We start from the raw sequence: 15,821 nt of genomic DNA, 5'->3' as shown, positions 1-15,821 counted from the left end.
GCCATCCAGCGAGCCCGTCCATGACGGGCTCGTCGCGTTTGCAGCGCATGCGTTGCCGGCAGATCGTCAGCGGCTGCCGCCCGATGCGACCCGGTCGCCTTCATCCGTCGCGACACCGCCGCGGACCAGGTCCTGATAACGCACGCATGCACACTGCGCGGACGCTTTCGCCGCGTACATCGCCGCATCGGCCTTGACGAGCAGTTCCTCGGCCGACGCGCCGTCGGCCGGAAACTCGCTGACGCCGATGCTGGCGCCGACCGCCATACGCTGCTCGCCGAATTCCAGCTCCTCGGCCATCACGATCTGGATGCGCGACGCGACGTCGCCAATCACCGCCGGCGAACGCACGTCCACGATCAGCACGACGAATTCATCGCCGCCGAGCCGCGCGACCATGTCGCCGCTGCGCAGCACGTGGCTCAGCCGCTTCGCGACCGCGACGAGCGTGCGGTCGCCGGCCGAATGCCCGTGCTGGTCGTTGATCTGCTTGAAGCGGTCGAGATCGACGAACATCACGGCCAGCCCTTCGCGCACCGCCGCCGCATGCCGGATCGCCGCATCGAGATGCTCCATGAACAGCAGCCGGTTCGGCAACGCGGTCAGCGGGTCGTGGCCGGCGAGATGCGTGAGTTCCTGCTGCTTCGCACGCAGCATCGCGACCTGCGTGCGGATCTCGACACGCATGCTGTCGAAACAGCGCGCGAGCACGCCGATCTCGTCGGCACGCGCGATCGGCAGCCGCTCGACGGCCGAATCGTCGAACACGTGCGTCGCGGCACGCGCCAGCGTCTGCAACGGCCGCGTGATCGCACGCGCGAACAGGATCGCGAGGACCACCGCCAGCAGGCTCGACACGAGCACCATCCGGACGATCCGCTCGCCGAGCACGCCGGCCGGCGCCAGCACGTCCGCGAGCGGACGCGCCATGCCGAGCACGACGAAGCGGTTGCCCTCGTCGTGCCCGAACGGCGTGCGCGCGAACGCGAACATCTGGCCCGGCGCCTCGTCGGGCTGCGCGAGACCGTTGAGCGTCACGTTCACTCGCGCGTTGTCGAACAACGCGCGCGTGGCGGTGAAGCGATCCTGCATCAGCACGCGCCGGCCGCGATCGAAACCGAACGTCTGCGCCGGATCGGGATGCACGAGGAAGTCGCCCCATTCGTTCGCGAGATAGACCGCATAGTCTTCCGGCAGGTCGCGCTCGAGCCGGTCGAACACGCGCGACAGCTCGACGTCGACGACGAGCGCACCGACCGTCCGGCCCGACGCGTCGACGACGGGCGTGCCCACACGCAGGATCGGCAGCCCTTCGGCCGCGTGCGACCCCGTCTCGTGGTTGATCGCGATCGGCGACAGGTAGATATGACCGGGCGCCGTCGCGAGCGTATCGAATACGTAGGAAAACTGCCCTTTCTCCTGGAATGCACTTTCGGGCAGCACGACGATGCCGCGCGCATCGCGATAGACACGGATGCGTTCGATCCCGAAATGCCCGTTCGCGATCAGCCGGATCTGCAGGTATTCCGGATGATTTCTCATGAAGCTGAAATAGACCTGCTCGAGTCGCGTGCGTCGCGCGATGTCCGGATTGTCGCCGCCGGCCACGAACGCCGCCGACGGCAACTGCGCGAGCACGAGCGCATCGTCGGCAACGTCCGACAGCACGGTCGTGAAGCGCTGCCCGAGCAGTTGCGTCGACATCAGCAGGCTGTGCTGCGCTTCCTGCACGAGCATCGCGCGGGTGGCGCGATACGCGTAGTAGCCGGTCGTGCCGGATGCGATCACGCCGATGCAGGCGAACAGCACCGACAGCTTCGACGTGAGCCCGAGCCGGATCATTTTCCGAACCGCTCCGGCCGGTCGCCCGACACGATGCGGCTCCACAACGATTCGCGGCGCGCGATGTCCTCGACCGGCTGGAGCCATACGAGATGCTGGTGCCCGGTGTCGAGTCCCGTTGGCGGCTGGAGCGTATTCGCGAGCCCCTGGCGCTCGGTCAGCAGCGTGCCGATCGCCGGTTCGAGCATGTAGTTGATCCATGCGAATGCAAGCTCGGGGCGTTGCGCGCCGCGCGTGACGGCCCAGCAGTCGAGCCACGCGAGCGCGCCTTCTTCCGGGATCACGTAGCCGACGTCCGCGCCCGCGCGCCGCAGCAGCTCGACCTGCTGCGTGCCGTAGTTGCCGAACATCAGCGCCGCGCGATGCTGGACGAACAGCGCGGTCGCCTCCTCGGGAAGCGTGTAGTAGGTCAGCAAGTTGCGGCGCAGGTCGATCAGCTTGCGCGCGACCGCGAGCGTCTGCGCGGACGACAGCCGAAACGGATCGGAATAGCCGAGCGCGAGCGCGGTGAACGAGAAATTGTGCTGCGCGCTGTTGAAGTCGAGCACCTTGCCGCGGTAGCGCGGATTCCACAGCTCGCGCATCGAGCGCGGCGCCGCCGGTACCTGCTTGCGGTCGTAGATCAGCCCCATCGACGAATACGTGAGCGGGATCGCGTAGGTCGCGCCGTCCTGCACAAGCCCGCCGATCGCCGCGAGCTGCTGGAAGTTCGGCAACTGCCGCCGCCGGTTCGGGATGCGCGACAGGTCGATCGGCGCAAGCAGCCGTTCGTGTGCGTAGCGCTGGATCTCGGCCGTGTTCGCGGCCAGCACGTCGTACGCCGGCGGCGACGCGCTGTGCATGCGCGACCACAACGCTTCGTCGGAATCGACGAACGTCACTTCGACGCGCGCGTGGAACTGCGTCTCGAACGCGCTGACGACGTCGCCGTCCGCATAGCCGGGCCATGCGAGCACGCGCAGCACGTTGTCGTTGACGGTTTCGGGAGAGGCGGCGAAAGCCGGCGGGACGGGCGCCAGCAAGGCGATTGTCAGTATGACGAGCAGCCTGCGCACGGCTCCGCGTGCACGCATGCGTGCACCGATTCCCCTGATCAATCGGACCCCGTATGAATCGCCCGGCTGCATTCGACTGTCCTTTTTCGAGTCGATGCGATATCCCGCAACGAGACCATAAATCGTACGGTCGCGCAATCGGAAGAAGCCGCACGCGGCGTGCAGGGTCGCCGGCACCGGCGACTGAATGCGGCAAGTTACAACGGCCCGCTTCGGGCCGCGGAAACGAACGTCAGCGCCACGCCTGCGTGAACTCGGCGATCACGCGCGACAGGTGCGCACGCATCGCGTCGCGCGCACCGGTTGCGTCACGTGCCATGATCGCCGCGAAGATCCGCTGGTGATCCTCTTGCGACGCCTCGCGCAGCGCGGTCGAGTGGAAATGCTCCTCGATCTTGTCCCACAGCGGATCGCTGCGCGCGCAGTCCCACATCGCCGTGACCATGTGCAGCAGCACCGTGTTGCCGGTCGACTCGGCAATCCGCAGATGAAACTGGCGATCGGCCGCGTCGTACGCGGCCTTGTCGTCCATCTGCTCGCGCATCGTCGTCAGCGAGAAAAACAGGCGGTCGAGATCGGCGTCCTTGCGTTCGGTCGCCGCGAGTGCCGCGACTTCCGCCTCGATCAGCCCGCGCGCGCGCAGCGTCTCGATCGGCCCCGGGCCGCGCGGTACCTCGAACGTGACCGGCCGCGCGGCATCGGCCGCCGACACATAGATGCCCGAGCCGATCCGCACTTCGACGATCCCCTGCACCTCGAGCGCGATGATCGCCTCGCGCACCTGCGTGCGGCTGACGCCGAACTGGTCGGCCAGGCTGCGCTCCGACGGCAGTCGCGCGCCGGCCTCGAACGCGCCGGCGGCCACCATCGCGTGAATCTGCCGCGCCAGGCCGATATAGGAGCGGTCCGCGGCGTCGGTGTCGCGGCTGGCGGGCAGGCTGGAAAGATCAGTCATCGAAAGGCTCGCAACAGGCTGGCTGGTGCCGTCGCGGCACCGGATCGCCAAAATGGTACACCAATTTCGGTCCACCTCCGATTCGTCCTGCCAGCCAATCCTGACGGGCAGTCGCCGAAGCGTCATGCCTCCCGCACGGGAATCAGGCAACTGGTAAACCACTATCCCGCACAACTGGCATACCAATCATAATCCGCACACCGACGACAGGCCGGCACGCTGCCGCCCGGTCGTTCATGCATGAACCGCCAGCCAGGAGCCGCTCCAGTGAAGATGTCTTTCCGTTGGTACGGCGAGTCCGATCCGGTCTCGCTGCAATACATCCGCCAGATCCCGGGCGTCACGCATATCGTGTCCGCGATCTACGACGAACCGGTGGGCGAAGTCTGGCCCGTGCACAAGATCGATGCGCTGAAGGCGACGATCGAGCGCGCCGGCCTGCAGTTCGAAGTCGTCGAATCGGTGCCCGTGCACGAGGACATCAAGCTCGGCAAGCCGGGCCGCGATCGCCTGATCGACCGTTACCGGCAGACGATCCGCCATCTCGGCGCGGCCGGCATCCGCGTCGTCTGCTACAACTTCATGCCCGTGTTCGACTGGACGCGCACCGAGCTGTCGAAGACGCTCGACGACGGCTCGACCTGCCTCGCGTTCAGCACCGACGCGGTCGACCGGATCGATCCGAACGACGGCATCGCACTGCCCGGCTGGGATTCGAGCTATCGGCCCGAACAGCTGCAGGCGCTGCTCGCCGACTATCGCGACGTTGACGAAGCCGCGCTGTGGGCCAACCTCGAATACTTCCTGAAGGCGATCATCCCCGTCGCCGAGGAAGCCGGCGTGAAGATGGCGATCCACCCGGACGATCCGCCGCGCCCGATCTTCGGGCTGCCGCGCATCGTGAAGAACCGCGACGATCTCGCGCGGATCCTGCGCATCGTCGACACGCCCGCGAACGGGCTGACGCTGTGCTCGGGCTCGCTCGGCGCGGGTCCGCAGAACGACGTGGAAGCGCTGGTACGCGAGTTCGGTGCGATGGGCCGCATCCACTTCGCGCACATCCGCAACGTGAAGGTCGACGCGAACGGCGATTTCGAGGAAACCGCGCACCTGTCGAGCTGCGGCTCGCTCGACATCGCCGCGATCGTGAAGGCGTACCACGACACCGGCTTCACCGGCTACGTGCGCCCCGACCACGGCCGCATGATCTGGGGCGAAACGGGCAAGCCCGGCTACGGCCTGTACGACCGCGCGCTCGGCGCGGTCTACCTGAACGGCCTGTGGGAAGCGCTCGCGAAGTTCGACACCACCGCGCACGCGTCGCGCTGATCCGCCCATCGAGGCGGCCGGCGCTGCGGATCGCCGGTCGCCCGTCACGACATTCCGCACGGAGACACCGCATGCCACGCATCCGATGGGCCATGATCCTGATGTGCTTCCTGGCCAACGTCATCAACTTCATCGACCGCGCGAACCTCGCGATCGCGGCGCCCAGCATCCGCGCCGACCTCGGCCTCGACGCGGTCGGCATGGGGCTCGTGCTGAGCGCGTTCTTCTGGACCTATGCGTTCCTGCAGCTGCCGGCCGGCTGGTTCATCGACAAGGTCGGCGTGCGCGTGAGCCTCGCGCTGGCCGTCGGCTGGTGGTCGGTCTTCACCGTCGCGACGGGCGCCGCGCGCGGCCTTGCGCAACTCGTCGGCGTGCGGCTGATGCTCGGCGTCGGCGAGGCAGCCGCGATCCCGTCGTTCGCGAAGGTCGCGTTCAACTGGTTCCCGCGCAGCGAGCGCGGGATCGCGAGCAGCATCTTCGACAGCGGCTCGCGCGTCGGCTCCGCGCTGTCGTTGCCGCTCGTCGCGTGGCTGATCTCGATCGTCGGCTGGCGTGGGTCGTTCGCGATCACGGGCGGCATCGGCATCGTGTGGGCACTCGCGTGGTGGTTCGTCTATCGCGACCCGGAACGCTACCGCGCGATCGCACCCGATGCCGTCGATGCGCTGCTCGCGCAACGCGGCGCACCGGCCGTTGCGTCCGCAACCAATGGCCCGAAGGTGTCGTGGCTCGACCTGTTCCGCTACCGCACCATGTGGGGAATGATGATCGGCCTGTTCTGCCTGAACTTCGCGATCTACTTCTTCATCACGTGGTTCCCGAGCTACCTGCTGCAGTCGCGCGGCTTCTCGCTCGCGTCGCTCGGCACGTGGGGCATGCTGCCCGCGCTGCTCGCGATTCCCGGCGGCTGGCTCGGCGGCTACGTGTCGGACAGCCTGTTCCGCCGCGGCTGGAGCGCCACCGCTGCGCGCAAGACCTGCCTCGTGCTCGGGATGCTGCTGTCGTCGTCGATCGCGCTGTCGGCGTTCGTCGAAAACGTATGGGCGTGCCTCGGGCTGTTCGCACTCGCGTATGCGAGCCTGTCGTTCGCGGGTGCCAACGTGTGGACGCTCGTCGGCGAAATCGCGCCGACGCCCGCGCACGTCGCGTCGATCGGCGGCATCCAGAACTTCGCAGGCAATCTCGCGGGGATCTTCATCACGACCTTCACCGGCGTGATGCTGTCGATCACGAAAGGCTCGTTCGTGGTGCCGCTCGCGGTGGCCGGCGCACTGTGCGTGGTGGGCGCGCTGTCGTACCTGTTCATCGTCGGCAAGGTCGAGCCGCTGCCGCCGCTGCGTGGCGGCGCGACCGGGCGGAATGCGGCGCCGAACGCGGCCTGACGCTTCGGGAACGCGCGGCCGGCCCGCCGCGCTTTCCTTTTCGGGCCGCCCGTCGGACAATGACCCGCGCCCCCGCCGGCGCGGTGCCACTCCGGCCCGCGCGTGGAGACGGCGCGCTCCGCCCACGCCGATGAAACGCTACGAAACCCTCGCCCACACGATCGCCGAAGAAATCCGCAACGGCAACCTCGCGGTCGGCACGCGCCTGCCGTCGCTGCGGCAGATCATCGCGCAACACGGCGTGAGCCAGTCCACGGTGTTTCGCGCGTATTACCTGCTCGAACAGTGGGGGTTGATCCGCGCACGCGAACGCTCGGGCTACTATGTCGCGCCGGGCGCCAGGCCGGAGCCGGGGCCCGCCGCGAAGCGCCGCGCGAGCCGCACCGGTGCCACGCGCAAGGTCGACATCAGCAGCCTCGTGTTCTCCGTTCTCGATGCCGCCACGCAGCCCGGCATCGTGCCGCTCGGCTCCGCCTTCCCCGCACCGCAACTGTTTCCGCTGCCGCGGCTGGCGAAGTCGCTCGCGCAGGCCACGCGGCTCGTGAGCCCGTGGAGCACGGTCGTCGACCTGCCGCCCGGCAACGAGGCGCTGCGCCAGCAGATCGCGCGACGCTATCTCGCCACCGGCATCTCGCAGCCGATCGACGAGATCGTCGTCACGAACGGCGCGCTCGAAGCGCTGAACCTGTGCCTGATGGCCGTCACGCGGCCCGGCGACGTCGTCGCGGTCGAGGCGCCCGGCTTCTATGCCGCACTGCAGGCGATCGAACGGCTCGACCTGCGCGCGGTCGAGATTCCCGTCGATCCGCGCACGGGCCTCGATCTCGATGCGCTTGCGAACGCACTCGACCGGCACGACATCCGCGCGTGCTGGTTCATGACCAATTTCCAGAATCCGACCGGCGTCACGCTGTCCGCCGACAAGAAACGTGCGCTCGTCGAGCTGCTCGCGGCGCGCGAGGTGCCGCTGATCGAGGACGACGTGTACGGCGAGCTGCATTTCGGCCCCGACTATCCGCTGCCCGCGCGTGCGTTCGATCGACACGGCCTCGTGATGCACTGCAGTTCGTTCTCCAAGACGCTCGCGCCCGGCTACCGGATCGGCTGGGCCGCCGCCGGCCGCTTCGCCGAGAAGGTGCAGCGGCTCAAGCTGATGACGACGCTGTCGGCGAGCATTCCCGCGCAGGCCGGCATCGCGAACTATCTCGAGCACGGCGGCTACGACCGCCATCTGCGCAAGCTGCGCGGCGCGCTGCACGCGCAGCTCGACCGGATGGACGACGCGCTGCGGCGCTGGCTGCCGCCCGGCGTCGAATGGGTGCGGCCCGACGGCGGGTACTTCCTGTGGCTCGCGTTTCCCGACGCGATCGACGCGATGGAACTGCATCGCCAGGCGATCGCACGCGGAATCAGCTTTGCGCCGGGGCCGCTGTTTTCGGCAGCGCACGGCTTCGAGCGCTGCGTGCGCGTGAACTTCGGCCATCCGTGGAGCCGCGACATCGAGCGCGCGATCCGCGTGCTCGGCGAGCTGGTCGCGCAGCCGTCGGTCCGCAAGCGCGGCTGAATCGCACGCGGCACGCGGAATACCGCATGCGGCAACCGCCGCTCGTCGCCCGCGTCGACTCCGTGCACGCCGTCCGCGCGCGGGTTACAGTGCTGATCCCGCGGCCCCTTCACGATTGCCCATGAACCCAATGCCCTACCTCGATCACGATGCACTGTTGAAACTGACGACCGAAGCGGCGCGCATCACGCAGCCCTGCGTCTGCACGAAAACACCGCTCGCCGGCTGGACGACCCTGCCGCTGTCGCTGCAGGACGCGCAACTGAACGAGGTGGCCACGCTCGCGCCGCCGGACGAGACGGAGCCGACCTACGCGGAACATCACCCGGCCGGCACGCACTACGCATCGGACGACGCGCCGATCGCGTTGCGTCATTTCCCGTACAACCGCTGCACCGTCAACCGCTGCCGCTCGTGCGGGCGCCTGTTCCTGCGCTACCAGGAAGGCGGCGGCTACTTCATCGACCAGCGCATCCGCGCGCTCGATCCGGCGCTCGTCGTCGACGCTCCGGTGTAATTCCCGTTCGTTTCGAGCGCCGCGCCGGCATTCATGGCGCGTTTCTCAAACCCGGTTGCTGCCCGATCTGACGGAATACCATTCGGTGTACAGAGCGGTATTTACGAAACCGTCTCTTAGCGTAGCCATTCACTTACCCGGGTGCGATTGGAGGCAATCCATCGCGCGACACCCTTCTGCGGATCGGATTCACCGTTTGCACGGATATCGTTCATCAGCGTGCCGAGTGTCTGGTCGTCCATCTTCCATGCAGCGAGCCAGCGCGCGACATCGGGATGCGCATTACCGAAGCCGGACTTCGCGATCGCATAGATCGCATCGGGTTGACCGTACACCTGCTTCGGGTCTTTCAGGTAGTGCATCGGATACTTCGCCCACACCCAGTGCGGATTCCACAGCGTGACGACGATCGGCTGGCGACGCTTTTCCGCACGTTCCAGCGCGAGCAACATCGCGGCCTCCGATGACGGCAGCACGGTTGCGTCAAGCGCATACGCGACGCGCGCCTCGCCCGTCAGTTTCATCAAGCCACTGCCGGGTTCGATGCCGAAAATCGTCGGCTTGCCGTCGTGGCTGAACTGTGCGGCATTTGCATTCAACTGGTCGATGCTGTCGATCGCGACGTAATCGGGCACCGCGAGGCCGAGCTGTGCGCGGGGGAACCACGGGCCGATCTTCTCGACGCGCGATTTGATCGCGTCGTACGGCGGGCCGTCCGCCGACGGCAGCCAGACTTCGAACGTCAGGTCGAGCTTGCCCTGCGCGACGCCGTTGTAGATGATGGCCTTGTCACCGGGCTGCAGCGTGACGTCGTAACCTTTTTCCGCGAGCAGCGCCTTCCACAGATTCGCGACCGCGATATTCTCGGCCCAGTTGTTCACGCCGATCACAACCGTTCCATTGCCGGCGGCGTGTGCCAACGCCGAAACCGACAGCGTGAAGACAAGCATGAACCGCCCGAGTACCGGGCGGCGCATGGCGACAGTGAACAAGCGGGCAAGCAACGACGGGATCATGGGAAAGGCTCCTGTTGGATGGCGAAGGAACTTGGGCACGGCATGACGTGGCCGCTGGAACCGGGCGTGCGCGATCGCGCGCACACCGGCATCCGTGGCAACGGTCATCCGTTCGCTCACCGATATATTTATTGCGCCAATTTCGTTTTGACAGCGAGGAATTCCGATAGGGACCATCGGAGAGGCCGAACGATCGCGTCGTTGCGTGTGGCCCGGTTCACCCGAGGCTACCGGATGGGATGCGCGATCATTCAGTCGGGCGACAGCGCGCTCGCCGCGCGGCGGCGTTCCTCGACCATCGTCTCGATCAGCAGGGCCAGATCGTCGGCGGCAGGATTGCGATTGCCGGGTGCGCGGAGCAGTTCGAGATCCGCGGGCGGCAGCGCCGGCAAGCCGTCTTCCATATCCAGCACGCGCCAGTTCCCGGGCAGCGTGCAGCGGTCGATGATCGTCACCGCCGCACCGTGATTGACGGCAACCTTGATGCCGGTCGGGCTCTGGCTCGTGTAGACCACGTGATACGGCCGTCCGAGTGCCGCCAGGGCCGCGAGTCCGCGCTGACGGTAGCAGCAGGTTTCCGGAAACAGCGCGAGCGGCACGGACGCGTCACCCGGCAACACGAAATCGCGATGCGCGGCCCACACCACGTCCTCGCGGCCGAGATGACGACCGCCGCTTTGCGTGTTGTGCCTGACGACCAGCGCCAGGTCGAGTTCGCCCGCCTGCAGGCGCTCGATCAGCTCCAGCGACATTCTGCAATCGATATGCGGGCGCGCATCCGGCCGCAGGCGATAGAACTTCCCGAGCAGATCGGGCAACCAGAGCTCCGCGTAATCCTCAGGCAAGCCGAAGCGGATGACGCCATGACTGCCCGTGCGTTTGAGTGCGGCTATCGCTTCGTTCTGCACCTGAATGATGCGGCGCGCATGAATCAGGAAGTTTTCGCCATCTCGCGACAACGCCAGACGGCGGCTGTCGCGCAGGAACAGGTGCGTTCCCAGCCGCTCTTCGAGCGTACGAATGCGAAGGCTGATCGTCGATTGCGTCCGGTGCATCTGCCTGGCGGCGGCGGTCACCCCGCCGCTGTCGACCACCGTGATGAACGCGCGCACCAGTTCCCCGTCGAGCGAGCTGAGTTGAGACCAATCGGGATCCCTGATGGTAGTCATCGAAATTACTCGCTATGCAATGGAATTTGTCGATCAAATCATGGGCGCATCGATAGGCCGATTGTTGTCGAAAACAATTCAGGCCACAAACCCCCTCACCCCTCGAAAATGGAGCCAACCGTGCAAGCAAGCCTGCCTCTGGCCGACGCAGAATGTACCGATCTGAGCGATATCGTCGATGCCGACCGCTATCCGTTGCATGACCCCGAGCACCCGCGAATGCGCGACCTGATTGCAACCTGCCGGGCCCAGCTCGCCGGCAGCGGCAGCGCGGTACTGCCCGGCTTCCTGCGCCCCGCCGCACTGGAACAGGCGCGCGTCGAAGGGCTCGGCTTCGCGAAAAAGACCTATTTCTCGAGCCGCAAGGTCAACGCGTATTTCACCGCCGACGATCCGTCGTTGCCCGAAGCGGACCCGCGCCGTGTCTTCATGGATCGCACGAGCGGATTTGTCACCCGCGATGTGATCCCGGCCGACGCAATCGTTCACAGGATTTACGTGGCGCGTGCGATGAAGCGATTCGTCGCCGCCTGTCTCGGCGAAGCGCAGATCTGGGAATACGCGGATCCGTACGCCGGGCTGGTTCAGAACGTGATGCCGCCCGGCACCGAACAGCCGTGGCACTACGACACCAACGAATTCATCGTATCGATGATGACGCAGCAACCCACGGCAGGCGGCGATTTCGAGTACTGCCCGAACATCCGGTCGCCCGAGGGCGAAAACTACGGAGCGGTCGGCGCCGTGGTGCGCGGCGAGACGCGCGCACCGATCAGCGTGATTACGCTGCAGCCGGGCGATCTGCAACTGTTCAAGGGCCGTTTCTCGCTGCACCGCGTGACCCAGGTTCGCGGCGACATCGACCGTCACACCACGATCTTCGCCTATTCGAAAAAGCCCGGCGTGATCGGCCGCCTCGAGCGAACCCGCCAGCTGTACGGCCGCGTATCCGAAATGCACCTGGAAGCCGAAAAGACGCTGGTCCGCGCGGACGATCTGGTCGACTGACGATGCGAGTTCCCGATGGGTCAACCCATCACCATATTTCGTTCTACTGACACAAATAACATTCACCCTACCATCATGACGATGCTCCGACCGACTCACCGCCCGGAAGATTGCGAGCCGACCGCCGACGAAATCGCGCAGATCCAGCGCGACCGGCTTGCCGCGGTTCGCCGCGAACTGAAGAAACGCGACCTGACCGCCGCGATCCTGTTCGACCCTACCCACATGCGATACGCGACCGGTTCGCGCAACATGCAGGTGTATTCGATGCGCAATCCGGCACGCTATCTGTTCGTGCCGGCCGAGGGAAAGGTGGTGCTGTTCGAATACGCGGGATGCGAATTCCTGGCCGACGGACTCGATACCGTGGATGAAATCCGGCCGGCCACCGCGATCTCGTACTACTTTTGCGACGACATGCTGCGCCAGGTCACCGAGCGCTGGGCGGACGAGATCGACGATCTGGTTCGCGCGTGCGGTGGCGGCAAGCGGATCGCGATCGAAAGCGCGACATCGGCGGCCGCATTTGCGTTGCAGGCGCGCGGCTACGAGATTTCGGACGCCCAGGAGCCGCTCGAACGCGCCCGTGCAATCAAGGTGAAGAACGAGATCAAGATGATCCGCGCGTCGCTGCGCGCGGCGGAAGCGGGCGTGCACAAGCTCGAGGCAGCCCTCGTGCCCGGCATCAGCGAGAACGAACTGTGGTCGCACCTGCATCAGCACGTGATCGAGACCGACGGCGACTACGTCGAAACCCGCCTGATAAGCTCGGGCCCGCGCACGAATCCATGGTTCCAGGAAAGCAGCCCGCGCAAGATCCAGGCGGGAGAGCTGGTCGGGCTCGATACCGACGTGGTGGGCCGCTTCGGCTACTACGCGGATTTCTCGCGCACGTTTCTATGCGGCGACGGCCCCGCGTCCGCCGCGCAAAAGACGCTGTACCGCCTCGCCTATGACCAGATCCACGCGAACATGGAGAACGTGAAGGCCGGCACCACGTTCCAGGAGTTCATCGCGAAGGCGTGGCAGATCCCGCAGCCGTACCGCGCACGCCGCTATTTCGCGCTGGCCCACGGCGTCGGGATGACAGGCGAATATCCGTACATCTGCCATCGCGAGGACAACGATGCAAAGGGCTATGACGGCGTGATCGAACCCGGCATGACGCTGTGCATCGAGAGCTACATCGGCCACGAGGCGGGTGGCGAGGGCGTGAAGCTCGAGGAACAGGTGTACGTGCGCGACGACGGCCAGCTCGAACTGCTGTCCGACTACCCGTTCGAGCAACGTCTGCTCGCGTGAACGCCGCGCAAGACCGATCCCGCGGGGCCCATTCTTGAGTCCGTCACCGCAAGGGTATGCAACGCCGGGCACTGCAATCGAAAATCAGGCGACGCTGGCGTGAGCATGGCGCGTCGGGGCGATGCCGCTTTCGCCCCGACGTACAGGGTCGGCGCACCGCCAACGGCTTGCCGAACGTGCCGAGAAATCTTCTTCTCGAGCACGATGTCGTCGACGGCCGGCGTCTGACCGCGTCACGGGCATGCACGCCGGCCCGGCTACTCGCGCCGGCGTGTCGCCGGCCATCTGCTGTGCCCTTTTCGTCCCGATCTGCTGCTTGTCCCGCCGCACCGCGTTCCCTACGCTGTCTTCCGTTGCCCGACATCCGTCGCAACGTCTGTCCGAGCCGCGCGCAACCCGCGTCGCGGCGCTTCTCGCGTATCACGTCATGTACCGATATACCGATTTCGACCGGGCGCTCGTGCACAGCCGCGCCGCCCAGTTCCGCGACCAGCTCGAGCGCTGGCAGCACGGCACGCTCAGCGAAGACGCGTTCCGGCCGCTGCGGCTGCAGAACGGCTGGTATGTGCAGCGCCACGCGCCGATGCTGCGCGTCGCCGTGCCGTACGGCGAACTGTCGAGCGCGCAGCTTCGCGTGCTCGCGCGGATCGCGCGCGACTACGACGTGCCCGACGACGCCACCTACCGCGCCGCGCGCGACGCACAGGCGCTGCTCGGCACATTGCGCCTGCCGACCCGCAGCGCGCACTTCACGACGCGCACCAACGTGCAGTTCAACTGGATTCCGCTCGCGAAAGCGGCCGACGTGATGGACCTGCTCGCGACCGTCGACATGCACGGCATCCAGACGAGCGGCAACTGCATCCGCAATATTTCGTGCGACGAGCGCGCGGGCGTCGCGCCGGACGAAATCGCCGATCCGCGCCCGTTCGCCGAAGTGATGCGCCAGTGGACGACGCTGCACCCCGAATTCGCGTTCCTGCCGCGCAAGTTCAAGATCGCGATCACCGGTGCCACCGAAGACCGCGCGGCGACCGACTGGCACGACGTCGGGTTGCGGCTCGTGCGCAACGACGCGGGCGAACTCGGCTTTCGCGTCAGTGTCGGCGGCGGGATGGGCCGCACGCCGATGATCGCTACGCTGCTGCGCGCGTTCCTGCCGTGGCAGCACGCGATGAACTACATCGAGGCGATCGTCCGCGTGTACAACCGCTACGGGCGCCGCGACAACAAGTACAAGGCGCGCATCAAGATCCTCGTGAAGACCGAGGGGCAGCGCTATATCGACGACGTCGAGGAAGAGTTCCGCCAGATCGTCGACCTCGACGGCGGCCCGCACACGATCCCGCAGGCCGAGTTCGACCGCATCGCCGCGTCGTTCGTCCCGCCGCGGCTCAAGCCGCGCACGCTCGACATGTCCGATGCGGATGCGCGCGTGTCCGCGCAGGCGGCCCGCCATCCGGCGTTCGCACGCTGGCTCGCGCGCAACGTCGCCGAACATCGCGATCCGGCGCTGCGCATCGTCACGCTGTCGTTCAAGCGCCGCCTGCAGGCCCCCGGCGACGCATCGCCGGACCAGCTCGACGCGCTCGCCGATCTCGCCGACCGCTTCTCGGCCGGCGAGGCGCGCGTCACGCACACGCAGAACGTCGTGCTGCCGTGGGTGCACGTCGACGACCTGTTCCTGCTGTGGGAAAACGCCCGTGCGATCGGGCTCGCGAGCGCGAACGTCGGGCTGCTGACTGACATGATCGCGTGCCCGGGCGGCGATTTCTGCGCGCTCGCGAACGCGCGCTCGATCCCGATCGCCGACGCGATCACCGAGCGTTTCCTGGATCTCGACCTGCTGCACGACATCGGCGACATCGACCTGCACATCAGCGGCTGCATCAATTCGTGCGGGCATCATCACAGCGGCCACCTCGGCATCCTCGGCGTCGACAAGGACGGCGCGGAGTGGTACCAGGTCACGCTCGGCGGGTCGGACGGCTCGGCCGCGAGCGGCCCCGCGCGGCCGGGCAAGGTCATCGGCCCGTCATTCGCGGCTGACGAGATCGTCGATGTCGTCGACGCGATCGTCAATGCATACCTCGACGCGCGGATCGATACGAACGGCCGCAGCGAACGATTCATCGACACGGTGCGCCGCATCGGCGCGGAACCCTTCAAGGCCGCCGCGAACGACGCGCGCCACTCGGCGGAGCACGCATGAACCAGGAAACGTCCAACGCACACGCACGCATCCGCCTGCTGACGCCGGCCGAACACGCCGGCGACACGCCGCTGCACGACGACACGACGCTGATCATCGGCAACGACGAGGAATTGCCGCCGCTCGCGTCTCGGATCGCTCGTGCCGCGCGCATCGACCTGCAGTTTCCGTCGTTCACCGACGGCCGCGCGTACAGCCAGGCGTACCTGCTGCGCAAGCGCTACGGTTTCACGGGTGACCTGCGCGCGACCGGCGAAGTGCTGGTCGACCAGTTGCTGCTGATGGAACGCACGGGGTTCTCGAGCGCCGTGCTCGGCGACGATACCGACATCATGGCCGCACGGCGACAACTCGACCGGTTTCCGGGTTTCTATCAACGCGATGCGAGAACGGTCACGCCGCCGCAGAACGCGGCAGCACCGGCCGGAAAATGAAACGGGCGGCACGCTGGCCGCCCGTAAGAAGCACCG

The 15,821-nt window shown here is 66.7% G+C and carries 13 protein-coding genes; 8 read left to right on the top strand and 5 right to left on the bottom strand.

The window, feature by feature from the left end; genetic code table 11:
• Positions 1–66: 66 nt before the first annotated feature.
• The 3 genes from AC5LXX_RS22540 to AC5LXX_RS22530 form a co-directional block, all read right to left on the bottom strand.
• Positions 67–1,842 (bottom strand): diguanylate cyclase domain-containing protein, encoded by a 1,776-nt coding sequence (locus AC5LXX_RS22540; protein WP_493413234.1) that lies wholly within the window; start codon positions 1,840–1,842, stop codon positions 67–69.
• Positions 1,839–2,969, bottom strand: a complete 1,131-nt coding sequence (locus AC5LXX_RS22535) for an extracellular solute-binding protein (RefSeq protein ID WP_493413233.1) — start codon at positions 2,967–2,969, stop codon at positions 1,839–1,841. The genes AC5LXX_RS22540 and AC5LXX_RS22535 overlap by 4 nt, the downstream gene beginning before the upstream one ends.
• A gap of 160 nt (positions 2,970–3,129) precedes the next feature.
• A complete protein-coding gene (locus AC5LXX_RS22530; RefSeq protein ID WP_124447126.1) occupies positions 3,130–3,852 on the bottom strand; it encodes a FadR/GntR family transcriptional regulator in 723 nt (240 codons plus the stop codon).
• Positions 3,853–4,119: 267 nt separating this feature from the next.
• On the opposite strand from AC5LXX_RS22530, the gene uxuA reads away from it, so the two are divergent.
• The 4 genes from uxuA to AC5LXX_RS22510 all read left to right on the top strand — a co-directional run bounded on the left by uxuA (position 4,120) and on the right by AC5LXX_RS22510 (position 8,644).
• Positions 4,120–5,181, top strand: a complete 1,062-nt coding sequence (uxuA, locus tag AC5LXX_RS22525) for a mannonate dehydratase (RefSeq protein ID WP_493413232.1) — start codon at positions 4,120–4,122, stop codon at positions 5,179–5,181.
• 71 nt (positions 5,182–5,252) lie between these two features.
• Positions 5,253–6,563, top strand: coding sequence for an MFS transporter (locus AC5LXX_RS22520; protein ID WP_493413231.1), 1,311 nt, complete (start codon positions 5,253–5,255; stop codon positions 6,561–6,563).
• A gap of 130 nt (positions 6,564–6,693) precedes the next feature.
• Positions 6,694–8,127 carry an aminotransferase-like domain-containing protein gene (locus AC5LXX_RS22515; protein ID WP_493413230.1) on the top strand — a complete coding sequence of 478 codons (1,434 nt, stop codon included), beginning with the start codon at positions 6,694–6,696 and terminating at the stop codon, positions 8,125–8,127.
• 121 nt (positions 8,128–8,248) lie between these two features.
• Complete coding sequence (locus AC5LXX_RS22510; protein WP_493413229.1) at positions 8,249–8,644, top strand: hypothetical protein; 396 nt, start codon at positions 8,249–8,251, stop codon at positions 8,642–8,644.
• A gap of 116 nt (positions 8,645–8,760) precedes the next feature.
• On the opposite strand, the gene AC5LXX_RS22505 is transcribed toward AC5LXX_RS22510, so the two are convergent.
• Entirely contained in the window at positions 8,761–9,744 is a 984-nt protein-coding gene (locus AC5LXX_RS22505; RefSeq protein ID WP_493413228.1) for a glycine betaine ABC transporter substrate-binding protein, read from the bottom strand.
• A 167-nt stretch (positions 9,745–9,911) separates the two neighbouring features.
• Positions 9,912–10,736 carry a LysR substrate-binding domain-containing protein gene (locus tag AC5LXX_RS22500; protein WP_493413227.1) on the bottom strand — a complete coding sequence of 275 codons (825 nt, stop codon included), beginning with the start codon at positions 10,734–10,736 and terminating at the stop codon, positions 9,912–9,914.
• Here AC5LXX_RS22500 and AC5LXX_RS22495 point away from each other — a divergent pair.
• The 4 genes from AC5LXX_RS22495 (at position 10,710) to AC5LXX_RS22480 (ending at position 15,785) form a co-directional block, all read left to right on the top strand.
• Complete coding sequence (locus AC5LXX_RS22495) at positions 10,710–11,837, top strand: HalD/BesD family halogenase (protein ID WP_493413226.1); 1,128 nt, start codon at positions 10,710–10,712, stop codon at positions 11,835–11,837. The genes AC5LXX_RS22500 and AC5LXX_RS22495 overlap by 27 nt on opposite strands.
• Positions 11,838–11,918: 81 nt before the next feature.
• Positions 11,919–13,139 carry a M24 family metallopeptidase gene (locus AC5LXX_RS22490; RefSeq protein ID WP_493413225.1) on the top strand — a complete coding sequence of 407 codons (1,221 nt, stop codon included), beginning with the start codon at positions 11,919–11,921 and terminating at the stop codon, positions 13,137–13,139.
• A gap of 427 nt (positions 13,140–13,566) precedes the next feature.
• Positions 13,567–15,351: a nitrite/sulfite reductase gene (locus tag AC5LXX_RS22485; RefSeq protein WP_493413224.1), complete on the top strand. Its 1,785-nt coding sequence runs from the start codon at positions 13,567–13,569 to the stop codon at positions 15,349–15,351.
• Entirely contained in the window at positions 15,348–15,785 is a 438-nt protein-coding gene (locus AC5LXX_RS22480) for a DUF934 domain-containing protein (protein ID WP_493413223.1), read from the top strand. The genes AC5LXX_RS22485 and AC5LXX_RS22480 overlap by 4 nt, the downstream gene beginning before the upstream one ends.
• The last annotated feature ends 36 nt before the right edge of the window (positions 15,786–15,821 follow it).

Source organism: Burkholderia torrens (genome assembly GCF_984668525.1).
The sequence above is the reverse complement of the archived record's forward strand: the minus strand, read 5'-3'. Positions and strand labels throughout refer to the sequence as shown.

Excerpts from the sequence above, each read along its gene's own strand:
- AC5LXX_RS22515 (WP_493413230.1), top strand. The coding sequence starts at position 6,694 with ATGAAACGCTACGAAACCCTCGCCCACACGATCGCCGAAGAAATCCGC.
- AC5LXX_RS22480 (WP_493413223.1), top strand. The coding sequence starts at position 15,348 with ATGAACCAGGAAACGTCCAACGCACACGCACGCATCCGCCTGCTGACG.
- AC5LXX_RS22530 (WP_124447126.1), bottom strand. The coding sequence starts at position 3,852 with ATGACTGATCTTTCCAGCCTGCCCGCCAGCCGCGACACCGACGCCGCG.
- AC5LXX_RS22520 (WP_493413231.1), top strand. The coding sequence starts at position 5,253 with ATGCCACGCATCCGATGGGCCATGATCCTGATGTGCTTCCTGGCCAAC.
- AC5LXX_RS22510 (WP_493413229.1), top strand. The coding sequence starts at position 8,249 with ATGAACCCAATGCCCTACCTCGATCACGATGCACTGTTGAAACTGACG.
- AC5LXX_RS22485 (WP_493413224.1), top strand. The coding sequence starts at position 13,567 with ATGTACCGATATACCGATTTCGACCGGGCGCTCGTGCACAGCCGCGCC.
- AC5LXX_RS22490 (WP_493413225.1), top strand. The coding sequence starts at position 11,919 with ATGCTCCGACCGACTCACCGCCCGGAAGATTGCGAGCCGACCGCCGAC.
- AC5LXX_RS22540 (WP_493413234.1), bottom strand. The coding sequence starts at position 1,842 with ATGATCCGGCTCGGGCTCACGTCGAAGCTGTCGGTGCTGTTCGCCTGC.
- AC5LXX_RS22535 (WP_493413233.1), bottom strand. The coding sequence starts at position 2,969 with ATGCAGCCGGGCGATTCATACGGGGTCCGATTGATCAGGGGAATCGGT.